This is a genomic window from Pseudonocardia sp. Ae331_Ps2, from assembly GCF_001932405.1.
Classification (GTDB): domain Bacteria; phylum Actinomycetota; class Actinomycetes; order Mycobacteriales; family Pseudonocardiaceae; genus Pseudonocardia.
The window spans coordinates 97,321-113,207 of the sequence record NZ_MCIM01000002.1 but is presented as its reverse complement, the minus strand read 5'-3'; the positions used below and the strand labels follow the sequence as shown (position 1 = coordinate 113,207).

The following is a 15,887-nucleotide window of genomic DNA, read 5'->3' as shown; positions in this document are numbered from 1 at the left end:
CCGGGGTCGACCTGTGGTGGTCGGGCAAGCACCGCCGCCACGGCGGGAACATCCAGGTCCTCACCGCACCTGATGGATGGCCGCTATGGACCAGCGACGTGCGGCCGGGCCGCGAGCACGACACCCGCTGCGCCCGTACCCACCCCGGGCTGCTCGAGGGCCTGGCCGCGTTCACCGACGACACCCACGCCGCGCTGGGCGACCTCGGCTACGAAGGCGAAGCCGACCGGCTCACCGTGCCCATCAAACCCGCCCCCGGCCGCGGGCAGACGGTCAACCAGCGCACCGTCAACACCCTGCACTCAGCCCTTCGTGCTCTGGCCGAACGCGGAAACGCCCTGCTCAAGACCACCTTCGCCGCGTTGCGGCGAGTCACGCTATGTCCCTGGCGCACCGGCGCGATCACCGCAGCTGCGCTCGTACTACTCCACACCGAGTACGACCGCACGACATGATCAACCCGCTACTGAGAACACCTCAATGTCTGCTGTCGGACCTCGGTGATGTCGTTCCATGGCCGGGTGTGGATGAGTTCTTTCTTGTAGCTGGCGAAGAACGACTCGGCGACGGCGTTGTCGAAGCAGGTGGCGCGTCGGCCCATCGATCGGGCCACATTGTTGGCGGCGCAGAAGTCGGTGAACTCCCGGCTCGTGTATTGCGTCCCGCGGTCGCTGTGCATGATCACTCCGGCTGGTGGGCGGCGGGTGAGCAGGGCGGCGGCGAGGGCCTCGGTGATCAGGTTGGTGCGCAGGTGGTCGGCCACGGCGTAGCCGACGACGGTTCTTGACGTAGCCCCGGATGCCCGCCAGGCGCATCACCCGCGCGACGCGCTTGTGGTTCACGCGCTCACCCACGGGCGCATCGTCGTTGAGTGCGGCGGTGATCCGTGGCGCCCCTTGGGTGTTGTCCTCGGCGTGGACGGCCCTGATCCGCTCCGCGAGCTCGACATCGGCCCGGGCACGCTCGTCGCGTGCCGGGGCGGCCTTGACCCAGGCGTAGTAGGACGAGCGCTCGATCTCGACGAGCTCACAGAGTCGCTTCACCTCGAAGGTGGCGGAGTTGTCGGCGACGAACTGGAAGCGACTCACCAGCGCGTCTCCCCGGCGAAATACTTGGCCGCCCGCTGAAGGATCTCCCGCTCGGTCGTGAGCTTGGTGGTCTCGATCTCGAGCTCGTCCACCCTCGCTTCAAGCCGGGCGATCTTCTGGGCCGGCGTCTCATCGGTCGGCGCCGACGGGCTCGTCGTCGTGGCCGTCCTCGACTGCAGCGGGCTGGAGGTCGGTGTCCGGTCAGCGGCGGTCTTCCTGCCGGTCCCGTAGACCTCGAGCCAGTGCCGCAGCGTCCCGCGCACGATGCCGAGGTCCTCGGCGATACCACGGACCGTGGCGCCCGGGGTGGACTCGTACAAGTCCACGGCCTGACGACGGAACTCCTCGGAGTAGCTCTTCCTGGCCATGATTCTCAGATCATCTCGCTTCCCCAGCACCAAGTGCTGGATTCAGCGTGTCCAAGAACCGGGGTCAAGCCCCGACCTGCACTGGCCCCTCGACCGCTACAGCGTCCCGGCCTGGGACGAGGTGACCCGGCTGAACTACGACGATTCCCGCCAGCTGCTCGCCGAGCTTCGGCTGCCCCCGGTCGATGAAGTCCTCGCCGCGATGCCCTGGGACATCCCCCGGCCCCGACAGGACGGGCCACGATCCGATTCTGTTTGAAGACGGGGACGACCGACGTCGCCTTCGTGACGCCGACTTCGCCCTCTTCTCTCGACCACCAGGAGTCCCTGCCTGCTCACGCCCGAACTCATCCATTCCGGGCACCGCGCCAAGAACAGAGCCGCGACACCGACGAGGGGCTCGACTACGAGTGAACGCGAAGCCATGCGGCGCCACCGACGCGTGCCTGGAAGAAGTGGAAACCGGTACGGGTTCGGCGTGGCGGCGCCCGCGGCTGCTCCGCTTGGGGTACAAACACTCCATGCCGCAACCGCATCGAGGAGACCGGGTTCCGACGAACGTCCGACTCCCCCGCCACATGCGCGAGGTCGCCGAGGCCATAGCCGCGCGTGACGGCGTCGGTGTCGGCGAGGCGGTGACCAGGATCTTTGGGGAGGCCCTTGGCCTTTCCGTTCCCGAGTACTGCCTGCCGAAGAGTCAGCGCAGTCGTGGAGACGAACTGGAGCTGCCTCTGAGCAAGGCCTCATAACGAGAACGAGGCGGCCTCTGCCACGGAGGCCGCCTCGGTTCGTTCTCGCGTCAGCCGGTCCTGCACCCGCCTGACGCCGCAGCCCCGGCGAACCGGGGCCAATCCCCCACCTGCGAAGAAGGGGCGCTTTCGCGTGTCCAGGATACATCCTGGGCCGGGAGCCAACCACTACAGACACGGGGCGAGTTCGTCGTACCCAGAATCAGAGCGCTCGCCAGCAGCGGGCACCGGATTCTGCACTCTGTGTTACGAGCACGGCGCGTTCACCCTGGCCTCCGGCCCCTCCCAGCTCTGCCTGCTCCACGAGCTCCCGCTCGTCGAGCAGCCGCCCAGCGGTGCCTACGGCATCCACGCGGCCGCGGCACTCCGCCGGACGCCTCGCGGACGTGCTGCCCGCGGCCGTCTCGGGCCGACCAGCGGACCCGGTCGCCCGCGGCGCGCGCTGCCCCCGAGCCGCCGTGCCCGAGCCCGCGGTGTTTCCCGGGCACGCGCCCGGCATGGCGCCGGGTTCGTGCCGCACCCGGGCTGGCGCCACTTCATCGACCGCGAGTATCGGGTCCTGACCGCCCAACCCGAAGCTCTCGGCCACGTCGCTCACCTCGTCGACGACGAGGACTGGCGCTCGGACAAGCGCCGCAGCTGGTCAGCGATCCTGCACAGGCTGGTGTGCCACATGGACTGGGAGACCGGACTGATCACCGGACTCACCGCAGAACGGCTGGGGGCCGCCGGCGATCGGGCCGAGCGCACGGTCTCCCGGGTCCTGGCCTGGGCCCGCGACTGCGGGCTGCTCGTCGTCGTCGAACCGGGTGCGAGCGCGGAATTCCTCGGCACCGACACCGGCCGGACCCCCACCTACGCGCTGGTCACCCACAGCCCGCTGCCCCGCCTCGACGCCGGCCTGGCCCCCGACGACGAGACTGGCCATGAGCAGCATGGATCCCAAGGTCAGAACACTGTGGATGAAAGTGGCGACCTCCCCACTACTCACGTGGGTACTAAGCCCTTGTCGGGCGGCAGACGGCCGCAACTCAACTCCCCGCCCGCATGGCACCCCTACGACGTCCCCGACACCGCCGGTGCCAGAAACGCAGCCACCCTCTCGTTGATCACGCTTCTCGGCCTAGGAGGCCGAAAAAGCCGCAAGATCGAGATCTGGCGTGCCCGAGCTCTGCTCAAGCCGTGGTGGGAAGCCGGCGCCACCGTCGCCGGGCTCCGGCACGCCCTCGAACATCACCCCGACCGCCCCGACCAGGCCCGTGGGCCGGTCACCACCGATGCCCGCGACCCGCTGCGGATCATGGGAGCACGACTGCGGCCCTGGCGCGGGCGGCTGCACGAGATCCGCGCCGTCCAGATCGGACGCATGCGGAGTAGCGCCGCTTCGGAGTCCGATCGCCGGGAGCCACCAGTCCTGTACCGAGGGGCTGGGCCGGTGGTGAAGCTCGACCGGGCGCTGCTCGACCGGCCGGCCGGCCGGGGGGCGCGGCAGGCTGCACGGGAGGCACTCAGTGAGCATCTGCGCCAGCTCCGGGAAGCTCGCGCCGGCCACGTGCCCTGACCGGGCACACAGCGGCCGCGGCGCACCCCAGGCGGCGCGGCTAGTGACCAAAACCGCTGGTAAGACCCTTGTGCGTGCGTCCACGCGGATCGTTGGGGCCATCTGGGCCCGTGTGTTCGCGCCGCGCCGCGGCCAGTGCATCGCGGCGGACCTGGTCGGGGACCTGATCCAGCGTCACAGACAGGCTGTCGAATACAGCGGCCATCGCCAGCCCGACGTCCTGGCCGTGCAACCCGGCGTAGGTGTCCTGCACCGCGCGTCGCCGCAGCTGTTGGGCGAACTGGGCGAGCAGGAGGCGGTCATCACGGAGCTGGACCGCGGCACGTTCCTCGGAGGCCCGCATCACCGCTGCCCACTCGTCCGGGGATCGAGCTAGGCGCGGAGCGCATCAGCGGTCCACCGCACCGTGCGCTGCAGCTGCAGCTGCAGCTGCACCGGCCGGCCTGCCGCGAGCTCGGCGGCCGCGGCCCGCAGGATCCCCGCGACCCGACCGGCGACCACCCGGTCCGGGATCGGCGGCACCCCGCTCGACCAGACCGGCCACGACCCGCAGCGCCGAGGCCTCGGCTTCGGTCTCGGCGTCGAAACGGTGGGCGTAGCGCTCGTAACGACTATTCTCGCCCATCCCCAGCCCTCCCGGCGCCGTCCCGGCTCTGTGGTCCGTCGGGGTGCTTCCCCCACCCGACGGACCCGCGCAGCCTAACCCAGATGGGAACAATAGTTCGAACCGTGGGGGTCTGCGTGGTCGTTCGGTGAGCGCAGGGTTCCGGTGAGGTCGCGACCGCAGCCGGGTGGGCCGTGGTGACTCTGCACCCCGCCGCCCGGCTTGCCCGCCGATGCCGCGCGTGGCCGCACCCGACGCGGGCCCCGCGGGTGAACCCGCCCCGCAGCTACCTGCATGCGCACCACCACCGCCCGGCGGGTCCACGCCGCCGCGACCACGGCAGAACCCCCACCGAGCCACCCGTCGGGCCGCCGGAGACGCGCAGCGCGCCCCCGGCCATCGGGGACGCACCACCCGGCCAGCGACGCCGGGTGGCCATCACCGGTGAGTGAAAGGCCTGCTGCCCATGACCACAGAACCGACCACCGAAGCGACCACAGAAGCGACGGTCGGCACCGACGACCAGCCCGACACCGAGTTCGACACCACCCGCCCGGGGTTCGACACCAGCGCGGCCCTCAGCACGCTCGACCAGCTCGGTGAGCTGGCCTGGGCCGACCCCGCCGAGCTGGTCTTGGAGGTCAACACCCGCACCGAGGTTCAGCTCGACCCGCACTTCTGGGCCTCGGTCCGCGACCGCGGTGTACGTGAGCCGATCAGCGTCTACCGACGCAACGACGGCGACGGCGACGGGGTCAGCGTGCTGGTCGTGCGCAAGGGCCAACGTCGCACCCTGGCCGCGCTCAAGGCCGGCCTGGCACGCGTGAGGGTCCTCATCGAACCCCAGCCGACCACCGGCGACATCGACACTGAACCGGAGCGGGCCCGACGCACTCACGACGCCGAACGGATCATCGACCAGCTCACGGAGAACCAGCACCGAGCCGACATCTCCGATGCCGAACAGGTCACCGCCCACCAGCAGCTGCTCGGGCTCGGGATGTCCGCGGCGCAGATCGCGCGCACCACGCGGACCCCGGCCAAGCGGGTCCGCCAGACCACCGCGGTCGCCGGCAGCGCCCGCGCGATCGAGGTCGGCGCCCGCTACGACCTCGATCTGATCCAGATGTCGGTGATCGCCGAGTTCAGCGACGACGACGACGCCGTCGACCAGCTCACCGAAACCGCGCTACAGCGGCCTCACCAGCTCGCCCACGCCGCGCAGCGGCTGCGTGACACCCGCACCGAGCGGGCCCTGTGCGCCGAGCTCGAAGACCAGCTGCGCGAGGACGGTGTCACCGTCCTGGGTCGCGACGACGCCGGTCACGGCACCGCGATGACCCTGGCCCGGCTACGGCCCAGCCTGGACGACCCGTCGGGTACCGAGCTCACCGAGGACGCCCACCGCGACTGCCCGGGCCATGCCGCGACGGTCACGGTGCGCTTCGACTTCGACCAGGGAAAGACCGCCCACACGCTGTGGGTGTGCACCGACCCCGCCACCCACGGCCACGCCGAACGCTACGACCACCCGAGCAGCAGCCAGAAGCCGGCCGCGCCGGTCGGGGAGACCGACGAGCAGCGTCAAGTCCGGGAGGACCGCGAGCGTGAGGCCGCGCGCGAGGCGCGCCGCACGGTGATCGCGAACAACAAGGCGTGGGAGTCCGCGCAGGTCGTGCGCCGCGACTGGCTGCGCGAGCTGTTCGCCCGCAAGGCTGCCCCGAAGGGAGCGGCGATCTTCGTCGCCGCCGAGTTCGCCCAGGGCGACCACGACCTGCGCCGGGCGATGGAATCCGGCAACGACCTCGCCTCAACACTGCTCGGGCTCGGCGACGCAGGCGGCGGCTACAGCTACTACAGCGGCAAACCCAGCCCCATCGCCGAGGCCGCACGCTCCGGCTCCACGGCCCGGGCCACCATGCTCGCGCTCGCCCTGGTGCTCGCCGCCTACGAGGACGGCACCAGCCGCGACAGCTGGCGCAACCCGACCCCGGCGACGCGCCGCTACTTCGCCCAGCTGCGCGATTGGGGCTACGCCCTGGCCGACGTCGAGCAGCTCGTCCTCACCGACGACACCACCGACGTCCTTCAAGACCCCGGCGACGATTTTGATGTCGACGAGCAGGGTGCACCCGAGGGTGAGGAGGACAGCGAGGCAGCGGCCCTTGGCTGATCGTCACCTCGTTCGGGGCGGGGCGCCGCAGCGTGCTCTGCCCCGTGGGGTGTCCGGCGGGACATGTCGGTGGTGGGCCGGGTCCTGGAGCTGGGGAGGGCTCGGGCCGGATCGCCCACAGGTCAGCACAGCGGCGTTCCAGCCACCGAGCCTCACCGACCCCGTGGAGGGCCACCATGACGATCACCAACACGAACACCAGCGCCGGTGCCCGGCTCGGTGAGGCGTTGAGCCTCGACCGGCTCCGGGAGCGCTCGACCCGGTTCGACGGCTTGGGCGTCTCCATCGCGCCGGATCCGCACTGGATCCGGCTGGTCGTCTCCGATGACGACGGCGCGGTGGAGATGCGCTGGCTCGCAGCACAGTGGGCCAGCTGCGCGGGGACGGCCGGTCTCTCGGTCACGCTGCACTCGGTCCACCCGCTGTGTCCGGAGCGGTGGGCCGAGGAGCTGGGTGAGGACTGCGAGCTCACCGGCGACGAGGTCACCGTCGGGGTCTGCTACCCCGACACGCTCGCCGACGATGCCCTGACCCGCGACATCCGGCCGATCGTCGACGCCGCCGACCTCGGACCCGTGATCGTGGCCCTGGCCGGCTACCACCGCGACCTGCTCAACCGCTGAGCCCCGGCGGGACCGGCCCACCGGGACCGGGTCCCGCCGCGTCGTTTCCCATTCCACCTTCTCCAGAGGGGTCATTCATCATGCCCACCTTCGCCATCACCGAGGACCAGCTCACTGCTGCGCTGCACGCCGTGGTCGCCGACCGCGGCCTGAACTGGACCTACCCCGACATCGACATCGACACCGACCCCGACGCCTACGTCGACCCGCAGGATCACCACCCGCTGTTCGCCGAGAACAGCGTCGAGCACGGGCTGCCCTCGTGCCGCTACGTCAGCGCCGACGGCCACCGCCCGATGTGTCTGGTCGGCGCCGCGCTGCACCGCGCCGGGGTCCCCCTGCACGTGCTCGCCGACCACGAAGGCGCCCTCGCCGACGCCGTCCTCGATCTCGTGATCGAACCGGTCCTGCCCGACCTCGTCTCCGACGCCGCCCGCGCGGCGCAGAACGTCCAGGACGACGGCCGCACCAGCGGCGACGCCCTCGCCGCCTACCACAACGTCCTGATCGCCGGGCGCGTGATGGACCGCGCGAACCCCTGACCACCTCCGGCCAGGAGGACGGGCACTCCCGTTCCCCTGGCCGCCGATCACCACAGGCTCTGGCTCCGAGCCGGTCCCGAACGAGAGGCACACGCGATGAACACCCTGGCCCACATCAACGGCGAGATCCTCCACGTTCCCGGCCTGACCCTCTGGGGTCGGCGTCAGGTCCGCGGACTCCACACCAAGCACTCGCTGATCTGCTCCGGCCCCGCCGGAGCCGTCGAGCTCTGGGCTCACCTCGATGCGCCGGACATGGGCGGGGTGGAGTTCCACGACGTGCGCGAGCAGGTGCCCGGCGAGGGCCCGGAGCCGTGTGACCTGCTGCCCGGCGGGATGTGCTTCGTCGAGGGCAGCAGCGGCATCTACACCCGCCAGTTCCTCCCGATGATCACCGCCGGTCAGTCCCGCGACGTCTGCGAGCACCTCACCGACCTCTACCTCATCCACCACGGCGGACTGCCCGCCCGAACACCAGCAGTAGGGAGCCGACCGTGACCGTCACCTTCTTCCCCGCCGAGCCCGCCGCCTGCGCGACCGTGCTCGGCGCGTCCATCCACTGCCCCGCCACCCCTCGCCAAGACCGCCGCCGGTTCCGCGACTACACCGCCGCGACCGCGGGCCTGGCCGAACACCACCGGTGCTGCACGGACCCGTGGTGCCGGGGCCGCGCGGGCTACGTCGTCGAGCACCGCAACACCGACGGCGAACCGCGCCTCAATCTGGCCAGCGTCCACGCGCGCACGCTGCTGCGCGCCCTGGGCCTGTGCACGGAGATCGGCGCCGGCGACCTGCACCCGGCGACCATGGCCGGGATCGCGCCGTCCACTCCGCAGGACGCCGAGGATGCCCTGGTGGGATCTCTTCCCGCGGAGCTGATGCTCGGCCGGGTCGAGCTGGCCTTGGCGGCGGCGCCCGCCGACGCCGGCGTACCAGCCACCGAGCACCGCGACGGCGCGGTGATCGACTTCGGGCGCCAGGCCGGGTGGCTGCAGGACCGGCTCGCCGTGCTGCGCGAGGTCACGCTCTACGCGCGAGCCCACCAGCGCGACGTCGTCTGGGTCTGAGCTGTCTGGGCGCTGTGGCTATCTGCTGACGGCGGCCGTGCCCGCCACGCTGCGACGTGTCGGCCGGGAACGAGTGCCCCCGGTGGGGCGGGATGCCTCCTGGGGATGTCGGTGCCCAGGTGTGGAGACGCCCGAAGGTCAGCACCCCGGCGCGAGGTACGTGCCGATGAACCGGCGCCCGGACGCCGAGCGGGTGGGACGGCGCCTCACTGCGTTCGGACCCGCTTCGCGGGTTCCCACCCGCTCGGGCCAGCACCGAACCCCCGCCACCCCTGACGGGCCCCGCGCCGCCGCGCTGAGGCAGGGCCGCGTCACCAACCAGCCCGACACCCCCTGGAGGCACCCATGAACGAGATCACCCTGACCGGCAACATCGGCAAGGCGCCCGAGCTGTTCTACAGCGAGCACACCGGGGACGCGGTCCTGCGGTTCTCGATCGCCCAGAACGACCGCTACGTCGACCGCCGCAGCGGCGAGTGGCGCGAGAACCCCCCGGTCTGGACCGAGGTGGTCGCCTTCCGCGAGCTGGCCGAGAACACCGCGGAGTCGCTGCACGCCGGGGACGCCGTGATCGTGATCGGCAAGCTCGCCGACAACTCCTTCACCCCCGCCGGGGCCGACTACCCGGTCCGGCGCACCGAGCTGCGGGCCCAGACCATCGCCGCCGACCTGCGCCGCGCGAGGGCGACGGTGACCCGTCAGCCCGGGCGCGAGCGGGCCGGTTCGACCACCGCTCCCCAGACGGCCGACTGACCCCCGGTCGGCCACCGGGCGGGGCACCCAGCCACCCCTCAGGCGGTGCCCCGCCCGGTCTCCACCCGCCCGACCTGTGAAAGAGGTGAGTAACCGATGGACTTCCTGGACAACGCCCTACCATGCCGTGACGAGGACCCCGAGCTGTTCTTCATCACCGGGCCCGGGCCCGCCTCGACGCGCCAGCTCGACGCCGCCAAGGCCGTGTGCCGCCGATGCCCGGTCACCGCAGCCTGCGCTGAGTGGGCCCTCTCGTCCGGCCAGGAATTCGGGGTGTGGGGCGGGCTGAGCGAGGACGAGCGCCGCGCCGTGCGGCGCGCCCGCACCGCTGGGCGCCCATGCCGTGCCGGCCGTCGGTCGCCCCGCAGCGAACGGGCCCGGCGACGAGCCGATGCCATCGCTCGGGTCGAGCACGGAGATCGGATCGACGACGTCGCCGCCCAGGTCGGCGTCAGCCGCCGCACCCTGGACCGGTGGCGAGCCGACGCCCGCACCAGCGCATGACCGGCCCGGCCCAGAGCCGCGCCTACCAGGACCTTTCGGTCCTGGTAGGCGTGAGGATCGAGAACACCTACAGCTGCGGGCGCACCTCGCAGCACACCATCGCACTGGTGGCCCCAGCACCCGATGCCGACCTCGACGAGTGGTTCACCACGACCGTGTTCGACCACACCGGCGACGGCCACGGCTGCGCTGCCAGCGACGACACCACCTACGAAGCGACGATCACCGAGACCCCAGCCCACCGGCGGGAGCTGCTCGGTGCGAGCTACACCTGGAACTGACCCAGGTCGCGGACCGGCGCGCCGCCGTCGTCACCGACAGCCGGCAACGACACCGCGTGCTAGCCGGATGCGCACGCACCGACTACGTCCACGACAACGAGGGAGGCCCGGCGTTGACAGGCGTGACCGAGAAACAGGACAAGACCGTGCGCGAGCGCGCCATCGGCGCCGGGATCACCCCGGACGCTCTCGACGCCCACTTCCAGCGAGGCACACTGCACGCCGAGGCGAGCAGGTCACCGACTGGATCAGCGCACCGCTCCCGGATCGCGCATCGTGATCAGGGGTTCGTAGACACACCTCGACGCACATCGCGGAGGCCTTGCTCGGATCGAGCTCGAGCGGGGCTTCCGCGGTCCCCACGGTTGTCGAACGGTCAGGAGCCGGACTAGACCGGGACCGGGGCGGTAGTCGTCAGACCAGGACCGGCGCCTGTCAACGCCGTAGTCCTGCGTCGCCCCCCCGGGGCCGAGGTGATCGAGGGAGCCCCGCGCGGTCGGTAACGCGATCATGGTGCTCGGACCGCTACGGCGCACGTACGGAGCAGCCTCCGCCGCCGAGGTGGGGACGTGGTGACTCTGCACCCCACGGCCCGCCTTCCCCACCGATGCCGCGCCAGCCACACCCGACACGGGTGACACCACCGACTTCGTCCCTCGGCCCCCTGAACGTGGGCGGGGTGGTGTCACACCGGTCGGGCGAGCGCGCGTCCCCGGCGCGGCGGCCCGCGCGGTGCGGGCGAGTCACGTCCCACCGCGACCGGCGGTGGGCCCGGATCCGGCCGGTAGCGGCTGGGGAAGGCAGCGCGCGGCCAGTACTTGGTCGATGCGCCTACGAGCACACCCGAGAGGAGGTGATCTTGCATGTCGCAGCACAACGAGACCGAGATGGTCGAGCTGGGTGACGCCGCGGTCCTGACCGAGGGCGGTGGTTCCGGCACGTCGGAGGACAAGCGCTACGTCTACGCCTGATCCAGGGCCGTAGGCGCGAGGGCCCGGTGAACGCACTGTCGTTCACCGGGCCCTCGTCGTTACAGCACCCCACTTCCTGGGGTGCGCCGGAGAACCCGACCTGGGAGGTCGAGACGATGAGCGTTCGATGGTTCGGTGGCCGCGGCACCGCCCCTGGCCCTGCCCGCACCGGCACCGGCTGCACCGGGGCCGGGTTCCCGGCCGGCGCCTGCGCGCTCGGCCGGGACGTCAGGACGGCGTGGGTGTGTGGAGACTGGTCCAGCTCGCAGGCCGCGACCGTGCAGGGCCCCCACCGGACGGTGGCGGGCCTGGGGCGCGCCCGCTGCGACGTCGCGGTGCTGGAGCACTGGGTCCGACACGGTGTTCCCGACTCGGCGGTCACCGCGTTGGCCGGGGCCTACACCGTCGTGGAGATCACCGATGAGGCCACGGTGGTGCTCACCGATCCCGGTTGGGTGCAGCCGGTCTACACCGCGGCCACCGCAGACGGGGCCCCGCTGTGGGGATCGAGCGCAGTGGCGCTCGCCGCCCTGATCGGCGCCAACGTCGACGACACATGGCTACACGCCCACCTGCACCCGGCACCGAGCACGGCAGCGGGACCGGCGACCGGTCGGCGTTCGCCGGGGTCACCGCAGTACCGCCCGGTGCCCGCCTGACCGTCTCCGCGTCGGGGACCACGATCCGCCCGCTCGCCACCGCCGGCGCCCCGAGCAGCGGGCCCGATCAGCCGGCTGACCGGCTACGGGCGGCGATGCAGGGAGCGGTCGCCGAGATCGCCGCGGGTGCCAGCTCGACCGGCCATGCAGTGGCCGCGGACTGCTCAGGGGGAATGGACTCGACGTCGCTGGCGATGCTGCTCGCCCAGTGCCGCACCGCTCGCGCCGAGGACCTGGGCCACGCCGCTGTGGCGGTGACGGTGCACCCGGCCGGGACCACAGCGGGTGGGGATCTCGACTACGCCCGCGCTGCGGTCGCCTACGCCCGCACCGGGCTGGCCGGGCTGGCCCGGACCGTGGAGCACCTGCTCTGCCCCCTGGATGACCGGCACCTGCCCTACGGGCGGATAGGTGAGCTGGTTCCGGCGACCGATGAGCCGGCGCCGTCCACGGTCGCGATCGCCCGGTTCGACGCCGAACTCGCGCTGCTGGCCGGTCGTGGGGTCGGGGACCTGGTGACCGGCGACGGTGGGGACACCCTGCTCGGCCCGCAACCCGGATACCTGCCCGACCTCGCCGCAACGCGAACCCTGCACTCGCAGGCGCTGCTACTGCGTCACGCGTTGGGCTGGGCCCGGCTGCGGCGCACGGCGGTCTGGCCGCTGCTCGCCGGGGCCCGGGCGGCCGCGGCCCGCGGCGAGCCGGGCGAGGCGGCACGCACCCGCACAGCGATGCGGGTCGTGGCCCGCACCGCCCGCGCCGACGCACAGATCACCGAACAGCTCCACGGCATCACCCTGCACAACCCGTTCACCGACGCGAGCGTGGTCGAGGCCGCACTCGCGGTCCCCGGACCGCTGCGCGCCGCGCCGGGTGACTACAAGCCGGTGCTGCGCCAGGCCATGGCCGGGCTGCTGCCCGAGACGGTGACGGCGCGGCGGACGAAGGGCGACTTCACCCCCGACCAGTACCGGGGACTGCGCACCCACCTCCAGGCCCTCACCGGGCTCGTCGACGGCGAGCTGGCCGCCCGCGGCCTGATCGACCCCGCCCACTACCGGGCGCTGCTCACCCGCGCCGCCGCCGGCGCCCCGGGCATCGGGTTCCACCAGCTCAACCCCGTCCTGGCCACCGAGGTGTGGCTACGCGCCCTCCACCAGCGCCCCGCGGCCGCCCGCTGGACCACCACCGACGAGGACCCGCCGCCGGCGGGCTCGACCAACTCCCGATGGGAGGTCTTCTGATGACCACGCTGCTCGTCCGTCCGCCCGAGGTCCGTGCCGCGGATCTCGGCCACACCGTCGTGCTGCTGCACGCACGCACCGGCACGGTGCGCGCCCTACTCGGCTCCCAGCGCGAGGCCTTCCTCGCCCTCGACGCCACCGGCACCTGGACGCCCGGCACCGAGGCCGAGGCGCTGGCCGCGAGCCTGTCGAGCGCGGGGTTCCTGCACCCGGCCCAGCCGGGCCAGGTGCCCGCGCCGATCGTCGACATCCCGGAAACCGACGCCAGCTGGGGCACCCAGGAAGCGCCGGGCGCACTCCCGGCGCGCGGGCCGCTGTCGCCGGCGTGGGCACCGATCGCGGCGTGCGCGCTGGCAGCAGTGCTGCTCGTCCGTGCCACCGGGCGCCGGGCCCACGCGTTCTCCCGCATGCTGCGCCTGGTCCGTATCGCGGCCTGGGTGGCGCGCCGCCCGGCGCGCGACACCCAGGTGGTCGCGGTCCTACACTGTGTGCGCGTCATCGGAGGCCTGTCTCCGTTCCGGACAGCGTGCTTGGAGGAAACCGTCGCGGCGATGCTCGCCCTGGCCGTCACCGGCCGGCGAGCTGGGTGGTGCCACGGGATCGCCGCGGATCCGATCAGGCTGCACGCCTGGCTCAGTCTCGACGGCTGCCCCGTCGGCGAGCCCACCTCCACGCTGCGCTTCACACCACTGATCCAGCTGCCCGAACCCACCGCGCCCACGCGCCACCGCGGCCGGGCGGCGAGAGGAGACACCCCATGACGCTGACCTCCAACGGCCACAGCACCACAGACACCACCACGGACACCACCGCCCCCGGTGCCACGAATGGCGACAGCACCGCCGCGGCCGCGCCGCTGCTGTGGATGCTGGGCGCGCGTGCCGCGCTGGGCCCGTTCACCCGCGAGCTGGCCGAGCTGTACTGGCAGTGGGAGAACGAGCCCGCCGTCATCGTCGGGATGGGCCGCCAGACCCCGGAATCGCTCGAAGCGCGGCTGGCCGGCTACGACGCCCAAGCCCGCAGCATGGGCACCATCCCGCGGTTCACCATCTACGACCTGACCCGGCCCGGGGGGCCGGTGCCGGTCGGGACCAGCGCGCTGCGCATCGACCACTACGTGCGCACCGCGGAGTTCATCATCCTGCTCGGCGCCGACGGTCGTGGCCGAGGCCTCACGGTCGAGGCGACCCGGCTGACCCTGGACTACGCCTTCACCATCTCGGCGCTGCGCTCTGTCTGGCTCAAGGTCCTCGAGCCCAACACCGGCGCGATCACCGCCTACGAGAAGGCCGGATTTGCCCACGCGGGGCGGCTGCGCCGCGCCGGGTACTGGCGCGGCGCCGAAGCCGACGAGCTGATCATGGACATCGTCGCCGACGCCCACCTGGCCACCGGCTGATCCGCTCGGATCAGCGGGAGCCCGCTACGGGACCGGTGAGCCCCCGTAGCGGGACCTGGCAGGCAGGAGCCGCCCGTCGTGCAGGGCACTGTGGGCCTGATCGGCCCGGTCGTCGCGGTGCAGGTCCAGCCGGGTGGCGACGAGTACGACCAACCAGCCCCGCGACAGGGCGGTGGAGTGCCATCGGGCGGGGACAGCGGCCCCGAGGTCGCCGTCGTAGAACTGCTCGCCCGGTGCACCGAGCCGGATCCGGTCCTCGCCGGTGATCGGGCCGAACCAACCCGGCAGCACCGGAGCCGCGCGCAGCGCGCCGGGATCCATGGATGTCAGCATCGCGAACCCGCGACCGAGCAGCGCCGCGGTGATCGCGTCGACCGGCTCGGCCGCCGGATGCGGATCGCCGGTCTCGACGGTCACGGCGAAGGTGACGGTCACGTAGGCGATCGCCGTGGCCGGATCGTCGTCGGCCGAGAGCAGCCCCGGGCTCGCCCAGGCCGTCATCGCGTCGATGGCGTCTCTCCCGTCGTTGACCGCGTCGACACATCCGGCAGTGAGGTGTTCTCAGTAGCGGGGTGGCAGGTCGTGGCGACACGCCGAGGGTGGTGAGATGAGCGGGAACGGGGCAGGACCCCGGTAGATCGGTTCGGTCCAGCACAGATCGACACCGTCACCGAGGTCCTGCATGTCTGATCCTGTCACCTACACCGCTGTCCTCCCGATCGGGGAGCGCACCGTGGCCTATCTGGCGCGGCTCCTGGTCCTTCAACGCCGTCGACGTGGCACCCGGCGGCGGGCGTTGACCCCGTTCGCCCAGGCAGTGCTGGTGATCCGCTGGTTCTGTGATGCTACCCGGGTCCGATGTTTGGCCGGTGACAACGCGATCAGCACTGCAACGGCCTACCGTTACCTGCACGAAGGCATCGACGTCCTCGCCGCGGCCGCACCCGGCCTGCACGGAGCCCTGCTCGCCGCCCGCACAGCCGGGCACACCCACGTGAATCTCGACGGCACCCTGATCGCCACCGACCGGTGCCGCGCGCTCGGCCTCACCCCCGGGGTCGACCTGTGGTGGTCGGGCAAGCACCGCCGCCACGGCGGGAACATCCAGGTCCTCACCGCACCTGATGGATGGCCGCTATGGACCAGCGACGTGCGGCCGGGCCGCGAGCACGACACCCGCTGCGCCCGTACCCACCCCGGGCTGCTCGAGGGCCTGGCCGCGTTCACCGACGACACCCACGCCGCGCTGGGCGACCTCGGCTACGAAGGCGAAGCCGACCGGCTCACCGTGCCCATCAAAC

20 protein-coding genes and 3 pseudogenes are annotated in these 15,887 nt (G+C 72.1%); 17 read left to right on the top strand and 6 right to left on the bottom strand.

All coding sequences use genetic code 11. From position 1 onward, the window contains the following. Positions 1–455: transposase family protein (locus Ae331Ps2_RS28980; RefSeq protein WP_217695661.1), on the top strand; the 455-nt coding region annotated here is incomplete at its 5' end. A gap of 8 nt (positions 456–463) precedes the next feature. Here Ae331Ps2_RS28980 and Ae331Ps2_RS33880 read toward each other — a convergent pair. The 3 genes and pseudogenes from Ae331Ps2_RS33880 to Ae331Ps2_RS33870 all read right to left on the bottom strand — a co-directional run. Further along, a pseudogene (locus Ae331Ps2_RS33880) lies at positions 464–778 on the bottom strand (transposase); the annotation flags it as partial. A 55-nt stretch (positions 779–833) separates the two neighbouring features. Further along, positions 834–1,043, bottom strand: a pseudogene (locus Ae331Ps2_RS33875) (IS3 family transposase); the annotation flags it as partial. A 41-nt stretch (positions 1,044–1,084) separates the two neighbouring features. Further along, on the bottom strand, positions 1,085–1,456 hold the full coding sequence (locus tag Ae331Ps2_RS33870) for a transposase (protein WP_075313202.1): 372 nt from the start codon (positions 1,454–1,456) through the stop codon (positions 1,085–1,087). A gap of 1,260 nt (positions 1,457–2,716) precedes the next feature. Here Ae331Ps2_RS33870 and Ae331Ps2_RS28955 point away from each other — a divergent pair. Continuing rightward, positions 2,717–3,766: a hypothetical protein gene (locus tag Ae331Ps2_RS28955; RefSeq protein WP_075313204.1), complete on the top strand. Its 1,050-nt coding sequence runs from the start codon at positions 2,717–2,719 to the stop codon at positions 3,764–3,766. Between the two features lie 40 nt (positions 3,767–3,806). Here Ae331Ps2_RS28955 and Ae331Ps2_RS28950 read toward each other — a convergent pair whose 3' ends face one another. Together Ae331Ps2_RS28950 and Ae331Ps2_RS32310 are read right to left on the bottom strand one after the other, a co-directional pair. Then, positions 3,807–4,109 carry a hypothetical protein gene (locus tag Ae331Ps2_RS28950; RefSeq protein ID WP_075313273.1) on the bottom strand — a complete coding sequence of 101 codons (303 nt, stop codon included), beginning with the start codon at positions 4,107–4,109 and terminating at the stop codon, positions 3,807–3,809. A 29-nt stretch (positions 4,110–4,138) separates the two neighbouring features. Continuing rightward, positions 4,139–4,288: a hypothetical protein gene (locus Ae331Ps2_RS32310; RefSeq protein ID WP_170917166.1), complete on the bottom strand. Its 150-nt coding sequence runs from the start codon at positions 4,286–4,288 to the stop codon at positions 4,139–4,141. Positions 4,289–4,836: 548 nt separating this feature from the next. Between Ae331Ps2_RS32310 and Ae331Ps2_RS28945 the strand changes: the two genes are divergently transcribed. From Ae331Ps2_RS28945 to Ae331Ps2_RS28890, 14 genes and pseudogenes are all read left to right on the top strand, one after another. After that, positions 4,837–6,543: a hypothetical protein gene (locus Ae331Ps2_RS28945; protein WP_075313205.1), complete on the top strand. Its 1,707-nt coding sequence runs from the start codon at positions 4,837–4,839 to the stop codon at positions 6,541–6,543. Between the two features lie 176 nt (positions 6,544–6,719). Next, entirely contained in the window at positions 6,720–7,166 is a 447-nt protein-coding gene (locus Ae331Ps2_RS28940) for a hypothetical protein (protein WP_075313206.1), read from the top strand. 80 nt (positions 7,167–7,246) lie between these two features. Continuing rightward, the gene (locus Ae331Ps2_RS28935) at positions 7,247–7,708 is read left to right on the top strand and encodes a hypothetical protein (protein ID WP_075313207.1); all 462 of its coding nucleotides are present in this window, start codon (positions 7,247–7,249) and stop codon (positions 7,706–7,708) included. Between the two features lie 96 nt (positions 7,709–7,804). Then, complete coding sequence (locus Ae331Ps2_RS28930; RefSeq protein ID WP_075313208.1) at positions 7,805–8,206, top strand: hypothetical protein; 402 nt, start codon at positions 7,805–7,807, stop codon at positions 8,204–8,206. Beyond that, positions 8,203–8,775 carry a hypothetical protein gene (locus tag Ae331Ps2_RS28925; protein ID WP_075313209.1) on the top strand — a complete coding sequence of 191 codons (573 nt, stop codon included), beginning with the start codon at positions 8,203–8,205 and terminating at the stop codon, positions 8,773–8,775. The genes Ae331Ps2_RS28930 and Ae331Ps2_RS28925 overlap by 4 nt, the downstream gene beginning before the upstream one ends. Before the next feature lie 345 nt (positions 8,776–9,120). Then, the gene (locus tag Ae331Ps2_RS28920) at positions 9,121–9,528 is read left to right on the top strand and encodes a single-stranded DNA-binding protein (protein ID WP_075313211.1); all 408 of its coding nucleotides are present in this window, start codon (positions 9,121–9,123) and stop codon (positions 9,526–9,528) included. A 96-nt stretch (positions 9,529–9,624) separates the two neighbouring features. After that, a pseudogene (locus tag Ae331Ps2_RS33725) lies at positions 9,625–9,864 on the top strand (WhiB family transcriptional regulator); the annotation flags it as partial. Beyond that, the gene (locus Ae331Ps2_RS33720) at positions 9,838–10,032 is read left to right on the top strand and encodes a helix-turn-helix domain-containing protein (RefSeq protein ID WP_249265420.1); all 195 of its coding nucleotides are present in this window, start codon (positions 9,838–9,840) and stop codon (positions 10,030–10,032) included. The pseudogene Ae331Ps2_RS33725 and the gene Ae331Ps2_RS33720, both read left to right, overlap by 27 nt. A 50-nt stretch (positions 10,033–10,082) precedes the next feature. Then, positions 10,083–10,313 (top strand): hypothetical protein, encoded by a 231-nt coding sequence (locus tag Ae331Ps2_RS28910; protein WP_075313215.1) that lies wholly within the window; start codon positions 10,083–10,085, stop codon positions 10,311–10,313. Between the two features lie 863 nt (positions 10,314–11,176). After that, the gene (locus Ae331Ps2_RS31585; protein ID WP_139319120.1) at positions 11,177–11,284 is read left to right on the top strand and encodes an albusnodin family lasso peptide; all 108 of its coding nucleotides are present in this window, start codon (positions 11,177–11,179) and stop codon (positions 11,282–11,284) included. Between the two features lie 116 nt (positions 11,285–11,400). Then, a complete protein-coding gene (locus tag Ae331Ps2_RS28905) occupies positions 11,401–11,943 on the top strand; it encodes a hypothetical protein (protein WP_075313217.1) in 543 nt (180 codons plus the stop codon). Then, positions 11,841–13,187 (top strand): asparagine synthase-related protein, encoded by a 1,347-nt coding sequence (locus tag Ae331Ps2_RS28900; protein ID WP_083696407.1) that lies wholly within the window; start codon positions 11,841–11,843, stop codon positions 13,185–13,187. The genes Ae331Ps2_RS28905 and Ae331Ps2_RS28900 overlap by 103 nt, the downstream gene beginning before the upstream one ends. Next, positions 13,187–13,948: a lasso peptide biosynthesis B2 protein gene (locus Ae331Ps2_RS28895; RefSeq protein WP_075313221.1), complete on the top strand. Its 762-nt coding sequence runs from the start codon at positions 13,187–13,189 to the stop codon at positions 13,946–13,948. Before Ae331Ps2_RS28900 ends, Ae331Ps2_RS28895 begins: the two co-directional genes overlap by 1 nt. Then, positions 13,945–14,586 (top strand): GNAT family N-acetyltransferase, encoded by a 642-nt coding sequence (locus Ae331Ps2_RS28890; RefSeq protein WP_249265414.1) that lies wholly within the window; start codon positions 13,945–13,947, stop codon positions 14,584–14,586. The genes Ae331Ps2_RS28895 and Ae331Ps2_RS28890 overlap by 4 nt, the downstream gene beginning before the upstream one ends. 24 nt (positions 14,587–14,610) lie before the next feature. Here the strand turns inward: Ae331Ps2_RS28890 and Ae331Ps2_RS28885 are convergent, their stop codons facing one another. Next, positions 14,611–15,087, bottom strand: a complete 477-nt coding sequence (locus tag Ae331Ps2_RS28885) for a hypothetical protein (protein WP_249265415.1) — start codon at positions 15,085–15,087, stop codon at positions 14,611–14,613. A gap of 181 nt (positions 15,088–15,268) precedes the next feature. Between Ae331Ps2_RS28885 and Ae331Ps2_RS28880 the strand changes: the two genes are divergently transcribed. Then, positions 15,269–15,887 (top strand): transposase family protein (locus tag Ae331Ps2_RS28880; RefSeq protein WP_084797561.1); only part of this gene is annotated, 619 nt, incomplete at its 3' end.